Source organism: Alicyclobacillus sp. SP_1 (assembly GCF_024706985.1).
Taxonomy (GTDB): Bacteria; Bacillota; Bacilli; order Alicyclobacillales; family Alicyclobacillaceae; genus Alicyclobacillus_I.
Genome location: NZ_JAMCCX010000028.1, coordinates 87,285 through 102,315, shown reverse-complemented (window position 1 = coordinate 102,315; position 15,031 = coordinate 87,285). Strand labels below are relative to the sequence as shown.

The 15,031-nt window shown below is 51.6% G+C and carries 16 protein-coding genes, 1 tRNA gene and 1 pseudogene; 7 read left to right on the top strand and 11 right to left on the bottom strand.

Annotation, left to right across the window (positions count from 1 at the left end):
- Nucleotides 1–324: 324 nt before the first annotated feature.
- Nucleotides 325–400 (bottom strand) — tRNA-Lys (locus M4I36_RS08725).
- A gap of 271 nt (nucleotides 401–671) precedes the next feature.
- Here M4I36_RS08725 and M4I36_RS08720 point away from each other — a divergent pair.
- Entirely contained in the window at nucleotides 672–839 is a 168-nt protein-coding gene (locus M4I36_RS08720; RefSeq protein WP_258111349.1) for a hypothetical protein, read from the top strand.
- A gap of 557 nt (nucleotides 840–1,396) precedes the next feature.
- Nucleotides 1,397–1,972: pseudogene (locus tag M4I36_RS16705) on the top strand (3D domain-containing protein); the annotation flags it as partial.
- A 147-nt stretch (nucleotides 1,973–2,119) separates the two neighbouring features.
- On the opposite strand, the gene M4I36_RS08710 reads toward M4I36_RS16705, so the two are convergent.
- A complete protein-coding gene (locus M4I36_RS08710) occupies nucleotides 2,120–2,440 on the bottom strand; it encodes a DUF86 domain-containing protein (RefSeq protein ID WP_258111535.1) in 321 nt (106 codons plus the stop codon).
- Nucleotides 2,441–2,697: 257 nt separating this feature from the next.
- Between M4I36_RS08710 and M4I36_RS08705 the strand changes: the two genes are divergently transcribed.
- Together M4I36_RS08705 and M4I36_RS08700 are read left to right on the top strand one after the other, a co-directional pair.
- Entirely contained in the window at nucleotides 2,698–4,443 is a 1,746-nt protein-coding gene (locus M4I36_RS08705; RefSeq protein ID WP_258111348.1) for a 2-oxoacid:acceptor oxidoreductase subunit alpha, read from the top strand.
- Nucleotides 4,431–5,297: a 2-oxoacid:ferredoxin oxidoreductase subunit beta gene (locus M4I36_RS08700; RefSeq protein ID WP_258111347.1), complete on the top strand. Its 867-nt coding sequence runs from the start codon at nucleotides 4,431–4,433 to the stop codon at nucleotides 5,295–5,297. Before M4I36_RS08705 ends, M4I36_RS08700 begins: the two co-directional genes overlap by 13 nt.
- On the opposite strand, the gene M4I36_RS08695 is transcribed toward M4I36_RS08700, so the two are convergent.
- Nucleotides 5,294–5,788 (bottom strand): NUDIX domain-containing protein, encoded by a 495-nt coding sequence (locus tag M4I36_RS08695; RefSeq protein WP_258111346.1) that lies wholly within the window; start codon nucleotides 5,786–5,788, stop codon nucleotides 5,294–5,296. The two genes, M4I36_RS08700 and M4I36_RS08695, sit on opposite strands and share 4 nt — an antisense overlap.
- Nucleotides 5,789–5,839: 51 nt before the next feature.
- Here M4I36_RS08695 and M4I36_RS08690 point away from each other — a divergent pair, with 51 nt between their 5' ends.
- Nucleotides 5,840–6,151 carry a hypothetical protein gene (locus tag M4I36_RS08690; RefSeq protein ID WP_258111345.1) on the top strand — a complete coding sequence of 104 codons (312 nt, stop codon included), beginning with the start codon at nucleotides 5,840–5,842 and terminating at the stop codon, nucleotides 6,149–6,151.
- On the opposite strand, the gene M4I36_RS08685 is transcribed toward M4I36_RS08690, so the two are convergent.
- Nucleotides 6,107–6,589 (bottom strand): divergent PAP2 family protein, encoded by a 483-nt coding sequence (locus M4I36_RS08685; RefSeq protein ID WP_308661180.1) that lies wholly within the window; start codon nucleotides 6,587–6,589, stop codon nucleotides 6,107–6,109. The genes M4I36_RS08690 and M4I36_RS08685 overlap by 45 nt on opposite strands.
- 104 nt (nucleotides 6,590–6,693) lie before the next feature.
- Nucleotides 6,694–7,779 carry a M42 family metallopeptidase gene (locus tag M4I36_RS08680; RefSeq protein ID WP_258111343.1) on the bottom strand — a complete coding sequence of 362 codons (1,086 nt, stop codon included), beginning with the start codon at nucleotides 7,777–7,779 and terminating at the stop codon, nucleotides 6,694–6,696.
- Between the two features lie 227 nt (nucleotides 7,780–8,006).
- On the opposite strand from M4I36_RS08680, the gene M4I36_RS08675 reads away from it, so the two are divergent.
- Complete coding sequence (locus tag M4I36_RS08675; protein WP_258111342.1) at nucleotides 8,007–8,309, top strand: YunC family protein; 303 nt, start codon at nucleotides 8,007–8,009, stop codon at nucleotides 8,307–8,309.
- A gap of 227 nt (nucleotides 8,310–8,536) precedes the next feature.
- On the opposite strand, the gene M4I36_RS08670 is transcribed toward M4I36_RS08675, so the two are convergent.
- On the bottom strand, nucleotides 8,537–9,784 hold the full coding sequence (locus M4I36_RS08670) for a glycosyltransferase family 2 protein (RefSeq protein WP_258111341.1): 1,248 nt from the start codon (nucleotides 9,782–9,784) through the stop codon (nucleotides 8,537–8,539).
- A 263-nt stretch (nucleotides 9,785–10,047) separates the two neighbouring features.
- Here M4I36_RS08670 and M4I36_RS08665 point away from each other — a divergent pair, with 263 nt between their 5' ends.
- Nucleotides 10,048–10,650, top strand: a complete 603-nt coding sequence (locus M4I36_RS08665; RefSeq protein ID WP_258111340.1) for a DedA family protein — start codon at nucleotides 10,048–10,050, stop codon at nucleotides 10,648–10,650.
- On the opposite strand, the gene M4I36_RS08660 is transcribed toward M4I36_RS08665, so the two are convergent.
- The 5 genes from M4I36_RS08660 to M4I36_RS08640 form a co-directional block, all read right to left on the bottom strand.
- A complete protein-coding gene (locus tag M4I36_RS08660) occupies nucleotides 10,625–11,896 on the bottom strand; it encodes an HD domain-containing protein (protein ID WP_258111339.1) in 1,272 nt (423 codons plus the stop codon). The two genes, M4I36_RS08665 and M4I36_RS08660, sit on opposite strands and share 26 nt — an antisense overlap.
- Nucleotides 11,897–12,117: 221 nt before the next feature.
- Entirely contained in the window at nucleotides 12,118–12,474 is a 357-nt protein-coding gene (locus tag M4I36_RS08655; RefSeq protein WP_258111338.1) for a HesB/IscA family protein, read from the bottom strand.
- A 22-nt stretch (nucleotides 12,475–12,496) separates the two neighbouring features.
- A complete protein-coding gene (gene bcp / locus M4I36_RS08650; protein WP_374985828.1) occupies nucleotides 12,497–12,973 on the bottom strand; it encodes a thioredoxin-dependent thiol peroxidase in 477 nt (158 codons plus the stop codon).
- Complete coding sequence (locus M4I36_RS08645; RefSeq protein WP_258111337.1) at nucleotides 12,966–14,435, bottom strand: aminotransferase class I/II-fold pyridoxal phosphate-dependent enzyme; 1,470 nt, start codon at nucleotides 14,433–14,435, stop codon at nucleotides 12,966–12,968. Before M4I36_RS08645 ends, bcp begins: the two co-directional genes overlap by 8 nt.
- A 1-nt stretch (nucleotide 14,436) precedes the next feature.
- Complete coding sequence (locus tag M4I36_RS08640) at nucleotides 14,437–14,925, bottom strand: YwhD family protein (RefSeq protein WP_258111336.1); 489 nt, start codon at nucleotides 14,923–14,925, stop codon at nucleotides 14,437–14,439.
- Between the last annotated feature and the right edge of the window lie 106 nt (nucleotides 14,926–15,031).

Sequence of the window (15,031 nt, the reverse complement as noted above, 5' to 3'; positions counted from 1 at the left end):
AGATGCTTTGCGACAAATTATACCACTTGTTTCCCTCGCACGGAGCACCCAAGGCATCACGCTGACTACGAATCTTCCCGCAGCAGCCTACTCAGTCCCGGGCCGCTGTCCTTGCCTCCTCGCGACCACCGACCGTATGCCAATATTTAATAAACACTGGCACTCACATCGAAGCAAGCAACTCCCAACCAAACCAGCAAACTCACGACTACAACTTCCCGTATCCCCCACCCCCAGTTGCACCAAAGTTGCACCAAACCACAATCCCTGCCCCGTCCCCGCCCCTCTACACAGCAAAAAACCGCGCAACAGCGCGGTTTTCTTTGGTGAGCCATCCGCGACTCGAACGCGGGACACCCTGATTAAAAGTCAGGTGCTCTGCCAGCTGAGCTAATGGCTCTCAAGAGGACAACGACAGCTAGAATATCATATTGCGAAAAAAATATCAACCGCCCGCGATAACGCGGCAAACTCGGTACAATCAAGGAAAACATTGGATTTCAGAAGCGATGCGCAAAGTACTACTGTCACGGACAGCATACGACGGTATGGGCATATTCGCTTCACCGGAAGGCGAGGCACCTCCTCGCGGCTCCCTTTTTGGCTCCTGCACTGGATGGTCACGTCGGGATAATGAATATCCATCAGACAGTCGTTGAACAACCGGGGGATTGCTGAAGCGTTCCGAGCAGTTGATTGGCGTCAGAAAACGACGCGGAGTGCGGCAAACGTGGGTGTCCGTATTTGCGGTTGAAGCCTGCGCAATTTTGTCGGGTACGGATGGGATGGATTTCGAGCAATCGGTGAATCGACAGCCACTGTACTGGTTCTCTGCATGAGTTCACAGGGAAGGTGTGGTCTGCGCGCAACACGTGGTAGACGCGAAGCATAGCGAGATGGCAGAGTTTCAACCGAAGAGCAGGTAGGCGGTGAGAAACTGTTGCAGTTCCACCGTGGGCATTGGGAAATTGAAAATCGCCCACACTGGGTCCAAGACGTGACTTTTAACGAAAACCAGCCACAAATTCGGGCCACGGGAGGACCTCGTACAATGGCGACGCTGAGAGACTTGGCAATTGGCCTCTTTCGTCTGCATCGTTATCACACCATGGCACGAACTCGGCGGCAAAACAGCTGGGATGCATCACGAGCTATTAAACTCATGCGAGGATGATCTACTGACGACTTTGACGCAGACCTGCCGATAAGATTTTTAGTGAGTTGACATGCCCGCCATGTCCAGTTTTATGCCCTTCTTGCTTCAAGTTAATGGATTGATGCCGGACAGCGAGAAGGAGCGATGGCCGAGTCCACAACTCAAACAGGGCGTGTCAGTATGTGAATTCAATATTTGCCATTTTTATTGTGCATAATTGGCTTGGTCGTTCATCATTCTATGCCCATGGACATTACTCATCGAATTATTGCTTACTTTGTAGTTCTGTGTAGTATCGGTGGTGAGTATTTTTGCGCTCCGCATTCTGCCATCGGCCCTAGTGGCGGCGACCATGGAGAGTCCGCGGGGGGCACAGCGCAAAGCAAGGCAGTTCGGCTCTCTCAGACGGAATCGGGAATCCGTCGCATGTCCTCTGCCTCTTCCATAGAGCGCACAGTAGAGGCGAAGAAAAGCGCCATTTCAACATCTCAGAACCTTCACTCGGTACAGATGGGAGAGAACAAGAGGAAGTCATGGAAGCCAGCCGGGCAGGCCGACTTCACGTTGACGGCTTATGCCCTCGATGAAAGTTGTACAGGAAAATCCCCTGGTATGCCTGGCTTCGGCATCACGTCATCGGGAGTCAAAGCTACCGTCGGGCGGACCGTTGCCGTCGATCCACGGGTCATTCCTTATGGAACTCTACTATACATTGATGGCCTCGGCTGGCGAGTCGCGGAAGACACTGGCGGTGCCATCCGCGGCCGACATATCGACGTCCTGGTTTCTTCTCGTCAAACAGCCATTCAATTTGGCATTAGGCGACATCGACATGTGCGCTGGTATCCATTTGCTGAACCAAGTACAGTCATCCTCCCCAAAGAGGTACCTACGACCGCCACGGAGATGACTTACACATCCCACATGCCTTCACAACCGAGTGCGAGGTGGACGCATTCTGTTCTACGAGACCCGCCCCAGAAAAACGCGAATCTGGCGCATGAAGGACTCGAAATCCAACCTGTGTTCCTCTACCGCTTCACGGATTTCGGTGGAAGTCACCCGGTCCTGCTGGCGCAGAAGCCGCGAGCGCAGCGGAACTAGTCGAGACAGCCGATGATAACAATCTGTGTCGATCACGTTCTCTTCATGAAGTACCTTTAACATATCCGCATATCCGCCAGCATCTCTCATGACGAGTGCATCGATGATTTCAGAGCAGATATCGGTCGTGGACTCCAACGCCCTCCAAATCGCTCTCTCAGCGGCCAACCGATAGGTCATTTCCTGCTCCCATGCCTCGTCCGTTCGACACAAACGGTCTAACCAGTCGGACATGTCTTGCAGGCTTCGCAAGTGACCTTCTATTTTGTCCCGTACTGCTGGGGTTATGAACATCTTGCACCTCCACCCATTTCACCTAGCCTCGTTCTCAAGTATAATAAATCCAGAACACTCCACCAAATTTCAAGGAGGGTGTAGAATACTCCTGTGCAATAGTCAAAATCTATTGAATGTATGCAAAAGGACGTGAGCGAAACGTGCTGAGTGAACTATCGTGGAAAGTCGGGGGGCAACAGGGCGAAGGCGTAGAAAGTACCGGAGAAACATTTGCAATCGCCCTCAATCGTCAGGGTTATTTCGTCTATTCGTTTAGACACTTCTCATCGCGCATTAAAGGCGGACACTCGAATGATAAAGTCCGAGTGAGTTTGAAACCATATCGGGCAATTGCCAGTCGGACCAACATTCTGTTGGCGTTCGACCAAGAAACCATCGATTTAAACGCGAAAGAATTGTGTGATGGCGGTATCTTGATTGCTGACGAGAAGTTTAAGCCCACAGCGCCAAATCACGTGCAACTGTTCTCCATTCCGTTGACACAGTTGGCCGAAGAAAGCGGATCGGCCATTATGAAAAACATGGTATCCCTTGGCGCATCTTGTTATCTGTTGGGACTGCCGCTTCAAGTCTTCGAGGAAGTCATCGAAGAGCGGTTTCGCCGAAAAGGCGACAAAGTCGTATCTCAAAATATGGAGGCGTTAGCGCGAGGGGCTGCGGCCATGGAACAGGCAGGCGGAGCAGCCGTAAAGCTCAGTCTCGCAAAAGCAGACGGCACGCGACGGCTGTTTATGATGGGCAACGATGCACTCGGATTAGGTGCACTAGCCGCAGGAGCGAGGGTTATGGCGGCCTATCCGATAACTCCTGCATCAGACGTCATGGAATATCTCATTAAGAAAATGCCGACCGTCGGCGGCGTGGTTGTTCAGACGGAAGATGAAATCGCTGCCATGACCATGACCATTGGCGCCAGTTATGGTGGAGCAAGGGCCTTTACCTGTACGTCAGGCCCTGGTCTCTCTCTGATGATGGAAGCAATCGGACTGTCCGGCATGACAGAAACGCCGACCGTCATCATCGACACACAGCGTGGAGGTCCGTCGACAGGGTTGCCAACCAAACAGGAACAGTCCGATTTTTTGGCGGCGTTGTTTGGCACGCATGGGGAAATACCAAAAATCGTGCTGACTCCCGCAACTCCAGAAGAATGCTTCACGGCAATGGCGGATGCCTTTAACTTGGCAGAGACTTACCAGTGCCCAGTCATCGTCATGACCGATTTACAGCTGTCTCTCAGCAAACAGTCGACAGAGCCATTGTCGTTAGACAGCATCCGGATCGATCGCGGTGCTGTCACCGCAAGCTCAGACCTAAAAGAGGTCCCCATCACGACCCAGTTCGACCGCTACAAAGTGACCGACAGCGGTGTATCCCCGCGAGTTTTTCCGGGCACACCGGGTGGACTGCACCACGTGACTGGCGTAGAGCACAGCGAAAACGGCCGTCCGAATGAGGGCACCGCAAATCGTCAGGCCATGATGGAAAAGCGAATGAGAAAACTGGACGGAGTGGAACTGGACGAAAGCATCAGCCGCCACGGCAGTGCGGATGCGAAGGTGGTCATTTTAGGCATCGGATCGAACTACGGAGCGATTGAGGAAGCGCTCGACATCTTGCAAGAGGAGGGAATTGCTGCGAGCCACGTGCATTTGCACAAATTACTCCCCTTCCCCGTCCGAGCGCTCAACGAAGCGTTTCAGAATGCGGAAGAAATTCTCGTTGTCGAGAATAATGCCACGGGACAAATTCGGCATCTGTTGGGCTTCTTTGGTGTAAAGACCGCGGGAACCATCCGGTCTTATCTGAAATATGATGGCAGTCCCATACTGCCTCTCGAAATTGCAAACGACATCAAGGGGAGGATGCACGCATGGCAACATTGAAGGACTTCCGCAACGAAATTCGACCGAATTGGTGCCCAGGTTGCGGGGATTTCTCCGTCCAAGCAGCCATACAGCGCGCTTTGGCAGCGCTCAACAAGGAGCCGCACGAAGTGGCAATTGTTTCGGGAATTGGCTGTTCTGGGAGAATTTCTGGTTATGTCAATACCTACGGCTTCCACGCGGTGCACGGGCGGTCGTTACCTACGGCCCAAGGATTGAAACTGGCAAATCGCCATCTCACGGTCATTGCAGCTGGCGGCGACGGCGATGGTTTCGGCATTGGACTAAACCACTTCATTCACGCCGTAAGGCGCAACATGGACATCACGTACATCGTGATGGATAACCAAATTTACGGACTCACCAAAGGCCAGCATTCGCCTACGTCAGCAACTGGAATGCAGGTCAAAACCACTCCGCATGGAAATATTGAGCAGGCGCTCAAACCAACACAACTCGCTCTCGCAGCTGGAATTTCCTTTCTGGCTCAAGGATTTTCCAGTGATGTCAACCAATTGGTCAGTTTGATTCAAGCGGCCATACAGCATCGCGGATTTTCTCTCATTAACGTCTTTAGTCCATGTGTAACCTACAACAAAATCAACACTTACGAGTGGTATAAAGACAACGTGGTCAACCTCGACAAACTAGAGGGGTACCAGCCCAATGACTATGCAGCCGCGATGAACCAAATTCGAGAACACGACGGTCTGGTGACAGGGTTGATATACCAAGACACCAACCGCGCACCTTACGAGGACTCGATACACAATTATGCAAGTGACAGCTTGTCTCATGTTGATTTACAATTGCCGTCGGACGTTTTTGCAGCCGCATTGAAGGAGTTTGCTTAAAGTTGTAGCTCTGACCTAGATTCTGCTCGATGGCGAGTGGCATAGAGCACGTTGTAAAGAGTCGCATAGACGGAGTCTTTGACAACAAAAGACACATCTTCCCGTCCCTGTACCTCCGTTGGCGTGGGGATGGGAAGGAATCGAGCGACCGCAATCATCTCGCTCGATGGAGGGCGTGCGCCGACATCGTCTACGACGGCTTCATATATCCATTTCCACGCCCAGTCTGCATCGCCTCTGAGATAGCGGTACTCACCGACCCAAGCGAGGTGAGACACGCGGGCTCCAGTCTCTTCAAAGACTTCACGATGCACCGCCATCTCCACCGTTTCTCCTGGCTCAAGTTTACCTCCCGGCAACTCCCAGCCACGAGATGGGTGGCGTACCCACAACCATCCGTCGCCGAGCCAGGCGCAGACCAGTATGGCAGAGGGGCGGCACGCTACTGGTGAATTCGGTCGGACGTGAAGTTCCGTTGCCGGACACCACATGCAGTCATCTCCTCGAAATCAGAGTTCAGGCTTCGCAAAGGACGTGAAACGATGGCATTTCTGGATAAGTCCATTGGCGATTTGCAGCCCATCATTCCTGCAGGAAATCAATTTTACGAAAAACGCAGCTTCGAGTACACCACTCCAAACCAAGTCTACGATATCGAGGTTTTTGCCAATACTGACGGAAGTGGTTATGCCGTAGCTATGCCTCAAAGCGGAAAATTAGTCATATATGGTTCTCCGAATGTGCAGTCCATTCAAGAAGCACTGCACATTGTCTTTCAAAAAATCGAAAGAGAAGAGGCGATGATAGTCCTACATCCACCACTTTCCGAAGACTCCTCCGATGAGCAAACCTAAGACTGCACCAACCAAAACCTCTGACGGTTCATGGCCAAGAATTTCCTTGAGGCGCTCTCCTTCTTCCTCCACATCGCCATTGGAACCGGAAGACTTTTCGGGATTACCGCTTCCTAAGGAAAGCTCCATCGCAATCCGGTTCAACAATACCGCATGTTCACCCGCATGGCGGCGGATGCCCCCCGCATCATACATGACGATGGCGGTAAAAACGACCGCCGTAGCGAATACCGGCGACTTTGCCCCGACCACATACGCTAACGCGGTGGTCAGGGCCATCACTCCAGCAGCATGAGAACTTGGCATTCCACCTGCATCGATGACTTTGTGCAAGTCCCATTTGCGCGTCTGGAAAAAATGAATGGGGACTTTCACGAGTTGCGTCACAACGATGGCACACAAAGCCGCCATCAATGGAGCATTCTCCCACAGACCAATCATGAATTGGATTAGATCGTGATGTCTCAAAACGTCCCCCACCTTATTTCTTCAGCTACACGGTTGCCGCGTAAGCCATTGTTCGCATACGCGGCACGTCACCGTCAGTGCCGAGAAATTGTTTCCACCGTATTGTTATCCAGATGCTTGACTAGTTCTGTCACCAAAGCGACTCCTTCGTCAAAATCGTCTTGGTGATAAATGGACGTATGGCTGTGAATGTACCGAGTCGGCAATCCAATGGCAACAGTCGGAACACCCTCCCCATACAATTGGAAGCGCCCACCATCGGTACCTCCACCAGAGACATACTCTACTTGACATTTCACGCCTGTCGCTTCTGCCGTGTCTAACACAAAATCACGGAACAAGGGATTCGGCACCATCGATGCATCATAGATCAACAGAATTGGGCCCTCGCCGCAGCGGGACAACGCATCCGTCTTCGTCAAGCCGGGAGTATCTCCGGCAATGCCCACATCCAGTGCAATAGCGACATCCGGTCGGATGGTTTGAACCAACGTTTGAGCCCCGCGCAATCCGACCTCTTCTTGCACAGACGCTCCCGCATAGAGCACGTTCGGATGATGCACACTCTGCAACGAAGCCATGACTTCTACGGCAGTGGCACAGCCCAGGCGATTGTCCAACGCTTTCCCACAAAAGAATTTGCCATTCGCCAGTGGAGTAAACGGACTCCATGGGATGATAGCATCCCCAGGTCGAACGCCATACTCAATGGCTTCCTCTTTGTCCTTGACACCGATGTCGATAAACAGTTCCTTCATCTCCACGGCTTTCTTGCGCTCGTCCGCTGACAAAATGTGCGGAGGCTTCGAACCCACGACTCCCAACAAGCTGCCCTTTCGTGTCTCGATGGTCACGCGTTGCGACAACATAACCTGAGACCACCAACCACCGAGTGTTTGAAACTTGAGAAATCCTTCATCAGTTATGTACGTCACCATCATTCCAATTTCATCAAGATGGCCTGCAACGAGAACTTTCGGCCCGTTTTCTTGACCGATTTTTTCTCCCACGACACTACCCATCCTATCACGTATGAGACGACTAGACAGTGGTTCTAAGTAAGACTCCATAAGCCGTCTGACGGCTGACTCAGAACCTGGCACTCCATTGGCTTCCGTCAACTCACGAATGCGTTCCACGCGACTCAATGCCACTTCCATTCCTCCATCTCGTAGCGATGGGCCAACCAGCCTCACGGCCAGCCAAGCCCTACCATGATTGTTTTTACACAAGTGCATGATCCGCACTGTCGCTTCTATGGTACCACATTCAAAATGCGCTTGACCGCAATTTATCACTCCCCAAAGGCGCCCAGGTGAATTGCCGATGTTCAATGCGGACAAAGGCTCACGCATAGTCTGTAGGATAGTGAGAGGAGGCTCATAAATTGATTTCCGTCTATCCCATTTCAGTGGACGATCACGCTTTTATCGCAGTCGAAGTTGCTTTGCCAAAGACCAACCTCTTGGCCATCACAACCTCAAAAGGATACGTCATGTGTGGCGCGCTAGATGTCGAATTGTTGCGTACGCGACTTAAAAGTCGAGAAATTTTGGCCGCACGAGCGGTCGGCGTAAAGACCATCGAAGAACTACTCGAAGCCAATGTGGAAAGTTGCACTCAAGCGGCCGAGGACGCTGGCATTCAACCAGGTACTCCAATCCGGGAAGCTTTGCTCCACATGGTGTGAGCGCCACTCTGCAAAGCAGCAAAGACCTTCGAGACACGTGCACATGGAGTCGGCAATGGAGAGCCATAAAGACCTTCGAGACGCTTTCAAATGGACTGGGCCATGAAGAGTCGTGAAGAGCGACTGAGAGTAAATTGTGAAGAGCTCTCAGTCGCAAAGTTTGCCCAAACTGCCACTTCTGACAAGAGATGTCCTTCTGCAATGAAGGTTGTCACCTGCACCCGTGCTCACCTGCCCCGAAGGTCATCCAGTCGAATGGCTCGTTTGTGCACGGTGTGTCTCCACACTCGATTGTTCTTGGTGAAATAGGCCTGCAGCGTGATTGGACCCCAGGTCCATAGGAACCAAGGTAACAACACCACCCCAAAGTAGGCTCTCCAATTGACCCGTTCCAACAGAAGGGCCAAAGGTACCTGGAGATATAGAAAAAGGTTAATGAACACCCAGAAATTTGTCGGCAGAAAAGACAGGCTCTTCGACCATGGAGTATCTTGCAGAGCGGAAACCTGAAATACCATCATCAACGACGTCAGGAATAAGACAATGAAGCGGGTCGGCTGAAACAGATAGATGGCGGCATCCACTTTCGCAAAATTGCGTTCCCGAATACCAGAGATGAGTAAAGGTAACATGTGTTTTTTTGCACAATCAAAGTGACCCTGCATCCACCGCAGCCGTTGACGCATCGAGGACCGCAAGTCGACTGGCTTCTCATCATAAACCTTAGCGTCGTGGGCCCAGACTGGTAAAATTCCACGGCGGACGCAACGAACTCCGAATTCTAAGTCTTCCGTCAGACCCGTCGCTTCCCAGCCAATCTCCATCAAGACTGAAGTATCAATGCACAACCCAGTACCACCTAAGGAACATGACAAGCCGAGGTTTTGACGAGCATTTTGCCACATGCGATTGCTAAACCAATAGGACACTGCCATGGAGACAGAGACCCAACTGTCGAATGGATTTTTGACATCAAGATAACCTTGAATTACGCGATGTCCCTCGCACAGTTTGCTGTTGATCCTCTCTAAGAAGTCAGGCGCCACGAGATTATCCGCGTCCAAGAGGACGATGGCATCATGGCGGTCAAACGACTGAAAAATTTCCCTAATCGCCCACTCGATAGCAAAACCTTTGCCACAAAGCTCAGTGTTCGTGCGACGATGCACACGCGCTCCGTGTTTCTCGGCAACTTGAACGGTATGATCCGTGCAGTTGTCGGCAATGACATGAATGTCAAACAAGTCCTTTGGATAATTCTGCGTGTGCAGACTGTCAATAAGTAGACCGATGACTCGCTCCTCATTGTGGGCGGGTATCAAAAATAGAAAACGCTTCCTTGGAGAGTGACGTACCGACTCACGCCTATGCCAAAAACCCGCGAGGGACATGACAATCTGATACACGCCGAGAAAGCCTGTTAAAATTTCGAGTGCCATCAAGACAATTTGTAACGATGTTCGCCAGAGCTCCATTGACCACCCTCGACTTTGTCCTACCTATAACCGATATACAACGTCTATTCGCTGTCTCTGCAATTTGTTCGACCTCATTCTGCGGGTGACCGGAATGCCTGTCAACTGTTAGACATACTTTTGCAAAAAAAGATTGGCAAACACCTATGATTCGAGTACTATCTGAAATTGAATGCGAAGACGAATCCTGACGACTCTATATTCGTTTCACCCATGCCGTTCACCCATGCCGTCTTACCGACAGCCCCTTAGGAGGTTACAGATTGACGCTGCACCTGCAATCGTTCGTACAGCACGAAGGATACCTCGCCCTCTTCATACTCATGGTCCTTGAAAGCACGTGCATCCCCATTCCATCGGAAGCCATCGTACCCTATGCAGGATATCTGTCTCATCAAGGACAGTTGAACCTTCTCTCGGTCATCCTCGTCGCCACCGTCGCCAACGTGGTTGGTGGATACATCGCCTATCTTATCGGACATTACGGAGGCAGGGCCTTTGTTTTGAAGTATGGGCGTTTTGTGCTGCTCAACCGCCATCACCTCGAGCGAGCAGAAAATTGGTTTCAGCGCTACGGCGAAATTACCGTATTCGTGGGGCGGTTGGTCCCCGCCGTGCGCACTTTTGTATCCCTTCCAGCCGGGATAGCCAACATGAAACTGAGCAAGTTTTTGCTGTATTCCTTCCTCGGCTCACTCCCATGGAATATCGCACTCGCGATTGCTGGAGAAGAATTGGCAGCGCACTGGACCGTCATCGCAAATCACCTAAAACCGATGAGCGTTATTGGTGCGGTTGTGTTAGTCCTTTTGGTTTTTTGGTTTTGGTTTGGACGACGGACTATTGGGGCACGACGGAGACCTTGAGTAATCGCTGAATCCGCTCTCCCATTTCACTTCCCGGTGCGAAAATTTCTCGTGGTAAAAACAGACAGTACTCTTCAGTGGTCGACATCTCGCGAACCAATCGAGACATCCTGCTCAACTCTTCTCGCCTACCAGTCGGCAGCATCATCTGTATCCCTTCTCCCAAATAGACATAGGCAGCGATTCCAGACGTCCGACCCGACAAATAATAATCCGGGTCATACCCACCGGCACGAACACAGGTCCGTACCGCCGCCATAGTTTCCGAGCTTGGCGGAGAACACACGATAGGATAGAGCAGATGTCGGTGCAAGAATCGCTGAGCTAAGTCAGCCAACAGGGCGTCCGGTCCTTTCGACCATTGATGAAATGCATAAAACAGGGTGGCCTCATCTAGGGACAAATAGTCCTTGACCGTCAAACGCTCCACGAACGACCCGAGAACGACAGATAAAGCCTCTGGAATGAGGGATGCCGGTAATGTGTTCTGCCGTACCAATTCCTGGGCTCGTCGGAGAATTTGCGCAACCAAAACGTCACTGCCAATCGTGACTGGATGCAGATATACTTGCGTATACATGAAGTATCTCGCCAGAATATATTGTTCGACGGTATGGAGCGCACTGTGACGTACACTCACTTCGTCCCCATCGAGCACGAGGGAGCGGATGAGGCGGGCTAACTCAAAGCTGCCATAGGATACGCCCGTATGCAGACCGTCGCGCAACAGATAGTCCATCCGGTCCACGTCCAGTTGGCTCGATATCAGTTGTTGAATAATAGGGAACTGGTTAGTCTTATCTAAAATTGAAACCAAATCCTGAGCAAAAGTAGAGTCCTGTTCTCCTAAGACAGACTGCAGTTCATCGTCTTCTAGGATAATGCGACGAGTCCAGTCTTCGTGGTGAAACTCATACACCTTTTCGAAGGTGTGAGAAAAAGGACCGTGTCCAACGTCGTGCAGCAAAGCGACTGACAGTGCCAATCGCCTGTCTCGCAGCTCACGCGGCCAACCGAAATGATGGTCCAAGTGATATAGAACCCTGCGCATGGTCTCATAAACCCCAAGTGAGTGGCTAAAGCGACTGTGCTCAGCTCCGTGAAACGTCAAATAAGAGGTCCCCAGTTGCCGAATTCTGCGCAACCGTTGCATCGCGGCCGTGTTGATAAGTCGCCAAACCCACGGGTCTTCTACAACCACCTCGTCATGCACCGGGTCTTTCAAAATACGTTCGAACACGGCCATCTCTTCAGCATCCCTTCTTCACACAGTTTCGCACCGACCAACCATAGGCTAGGCACGGACATGAATTTTCCTCACAGAAAAGAAGCCCGCGGAGACCGCGAACTTCTTGTGTAGAAGATACTCGTACTATGTTTTCCGCACTCGCTGTAGACTCCAAGAGGATGCTCCAAGAGGATTCCATTCTCCAGTTCTTCTCCGCATGCCTTCCGGGTTAGGACTCTCTAGTCACAGGACCCCGGTTGCCCTGCTTTGGTCGCTGTCCGAAAACTCGACCCGCACCCACACATGGACGTCGCATTCGGATTATTGATTTTGAAGCCCTGCCCCGTCAAGTCGTCGACAAAATCGATTTCGGAGCCATCTAACAGCTCCATACTCTCCTCGTCCACCACAATGGAGACACCTTTCAATTCATAGACGCTGTCCCCGTCTTTCTTACTGTCCAAAGACATTCCGTAAGAAAATCCGGTACAACCGCCCGGCTTCACAAAAAGTCGCAGAGAATCTTCCCCATATCCATCCCGTTCTTGAAGCAGCGCGCGCACTTTATCGGCTGCATTGTCTGTGAGTGTCAACATATCGCATCACCTCACATTCAGTCTACACACCCGCTATTCTCTTGACAACATCCAAGACCGCTTCCGCATGTCCGTCCACTTTTACCTTGTGAAAAATCTCTGCAATTTTGCCGGACTGATCAATCACATACGTTGTGCGTTCAATGCCAACAGACACTTTCCCGTACATGTTTTTCTCTTTAAGTACACCGTACGTGTCGCAGACGGTACCATCGGGATCGGACAAGAGAGGCATGTTCAAGTGATACTTCGATGCAAACTTCTGGTGCGACTGGACCGTGTCTCTAGAAATGCCGTACACGACGGCATGTGCCTGGGCAAATTCCGCGCTGAGATCTCGGAACGCACAGGCTTCCTTAGTTCAACCAGGTGTGTCGTCTTTGGGATAGAAGAAAAGAACGACAACTTGTCCACGATGCATGGACAGCGTCACATGGTCTCCGTTTTGAGTCGGTAACGTGAAAGAAGGAGCTTCTACACCTACAGTCAATTCAGCCACAATATCCCTCCCGAACAACTTTTAGAAATCGAATTTCCGCGTCATCTGGTCCTTGCACAGGCAACCCCGCTCGGAGATTGGTCTCAATGTAGTCAATACTCTCCGCCGTAATTTTCTCGCCCGGCATTAAAATTGGAATGCCGGGTGGATAAACCATAATCATCTCAGCGATGATGCGTCCCACCGACTCCGCAATGGGAACCACTTCGGTGCGTGCGTAGAATGCGTCCCGAGGTGCCATGAGCAACTCTGTCTTCGGCGGCAATTGCACATTTTTTTCGTCCGTATGATGCGAGACAACCACGCACGACTTCGCCACTTCCGACAGGGCGTGTACGAGCTTCTCGAGTTGCCACCACTCGTCGCCCCATGAAACAATACACAGAATATTGTACAGGTCGCTCAACTCAACTTCAATATTGTGTTCTTCGCGCAGCATCCGCTCTACGTCGTATCCCGTCAGCCCCAAGGATTTTACAGATACCGTCAACTTCGTCGGATCGAACGCGAACGTCGCAGTGCTGTGCAAATGCTCTGGTCCCAAACAACTCAGCCCGGGGATGCAGTTTATTTCTTGCCTGGCCCGATTAGCCAAAGTGATAGCTTTTTCCAGATGTTCATGTCCTGATAGCGCCAGTTCGCGTCTCGCAACATCAAGAGATGCAAGCAATAAGTAGGAGGTTGACGTGGTGGTCAACATGCTTAGGACGACCTGCGCATGGCGCGCGTCAACGATACCTCCTTGAATGTTTAAGATGCTCGATCCGGTCATGCTCCCACCCAATTTGTGAACGCTCGTGGCCGCCATGTCTGCGCCCGCCTGCATTGCGGACAGCGGCAGTGCCTCATGAAATGCAGTGTGAACCCCATGTGCTTCGTCCACCAACACGGCCACCCCATGGTTATGAGCCAGTTCGACGATTCCAGCGAGATCGGCCGAGACCCCAAAGTATGTCGGATTGATGACCACGAGTGCCTTGGCCTCAGGATGTTGAGAAAGAGCGGACGAGACGGTTTCCAGAGAAAGCCCATGCGCGATGCCAAAGGCGGAATCAAGCTCAGGATTTAAGAAAACTGGCCTAGCCCCCGCGAGGATAATCGCAGTCATCACCGACTTGTGAACATTTCGCGGGACAAGAATGACGTCGTCTGGACCGACGGTCGCGAGAACCATCGTCATGATGGCTGTACTTGTGCCTTGAACGGAAAACAGGGTCACATCTGCTCCAAACGCGTGCGCAGCCAATTCCTCCGCATGCTTAATGGCTCCTGTTGGGTGATGCAGATCATCAAGCGGCGCGATGTTGACAAGGTCCAAACTGAGAGCATTGTCACCAATAAACGTGCGAAATCTCGTGTCCATCCCGCGACCGCGTTTGTGCGCTGGGATGTGGAATTGTATTGGTTCACGGTCGGCATGCCGCAACAGCATATCGAACAGCGGAGTGGCGTCTTGGTTCAATCTAGCTATCTCCCTCCTTGATGGCTGCATCCGGTGCAAAAGCCGTTCGAAAATCGGGCGCAGCGTTATCCCACAAATCTGAGCGCACCCCGCGCAAGTAGTCGAGAATCTTTTGCTTCTGTTCTGGTGAAAGTGCCGAGACCTCGACCTGACCGCGAACCGCTTTATCCATTCCGTTCACCTGTACGGCTAGATTTTTGTATCCAAGACCGGCTTTGTCATCAATCACCAATTCAAACGGCATCGCTCCGTACAGTCCTTGACCCTCCGGAAAACGATGAAGCGTCAGCCACAATCCGAGGATAGTCCGACCATTAGGAACGTCCGACTTGTCTTTTACAAATTTAATCCCTGTTTCCAATCGACTTTTACCGTGAATGGCTCCATTATCGATGAACACGTCATCCCCATCGACGAACAAGACCGACAACCCTCGGAGTTGTTCATCCGTCGAATGTTTGGACTGCCCAGTCAATGACAACTTCTGCATCGACTCCACCTCGCTCCCTATTTGCTCGGGTTTATTTTACATGGTCGACCGTTTACTGTCACACGCAGATGCAGTGCGATGACAGGCATATCCCTCTTCATTTGGG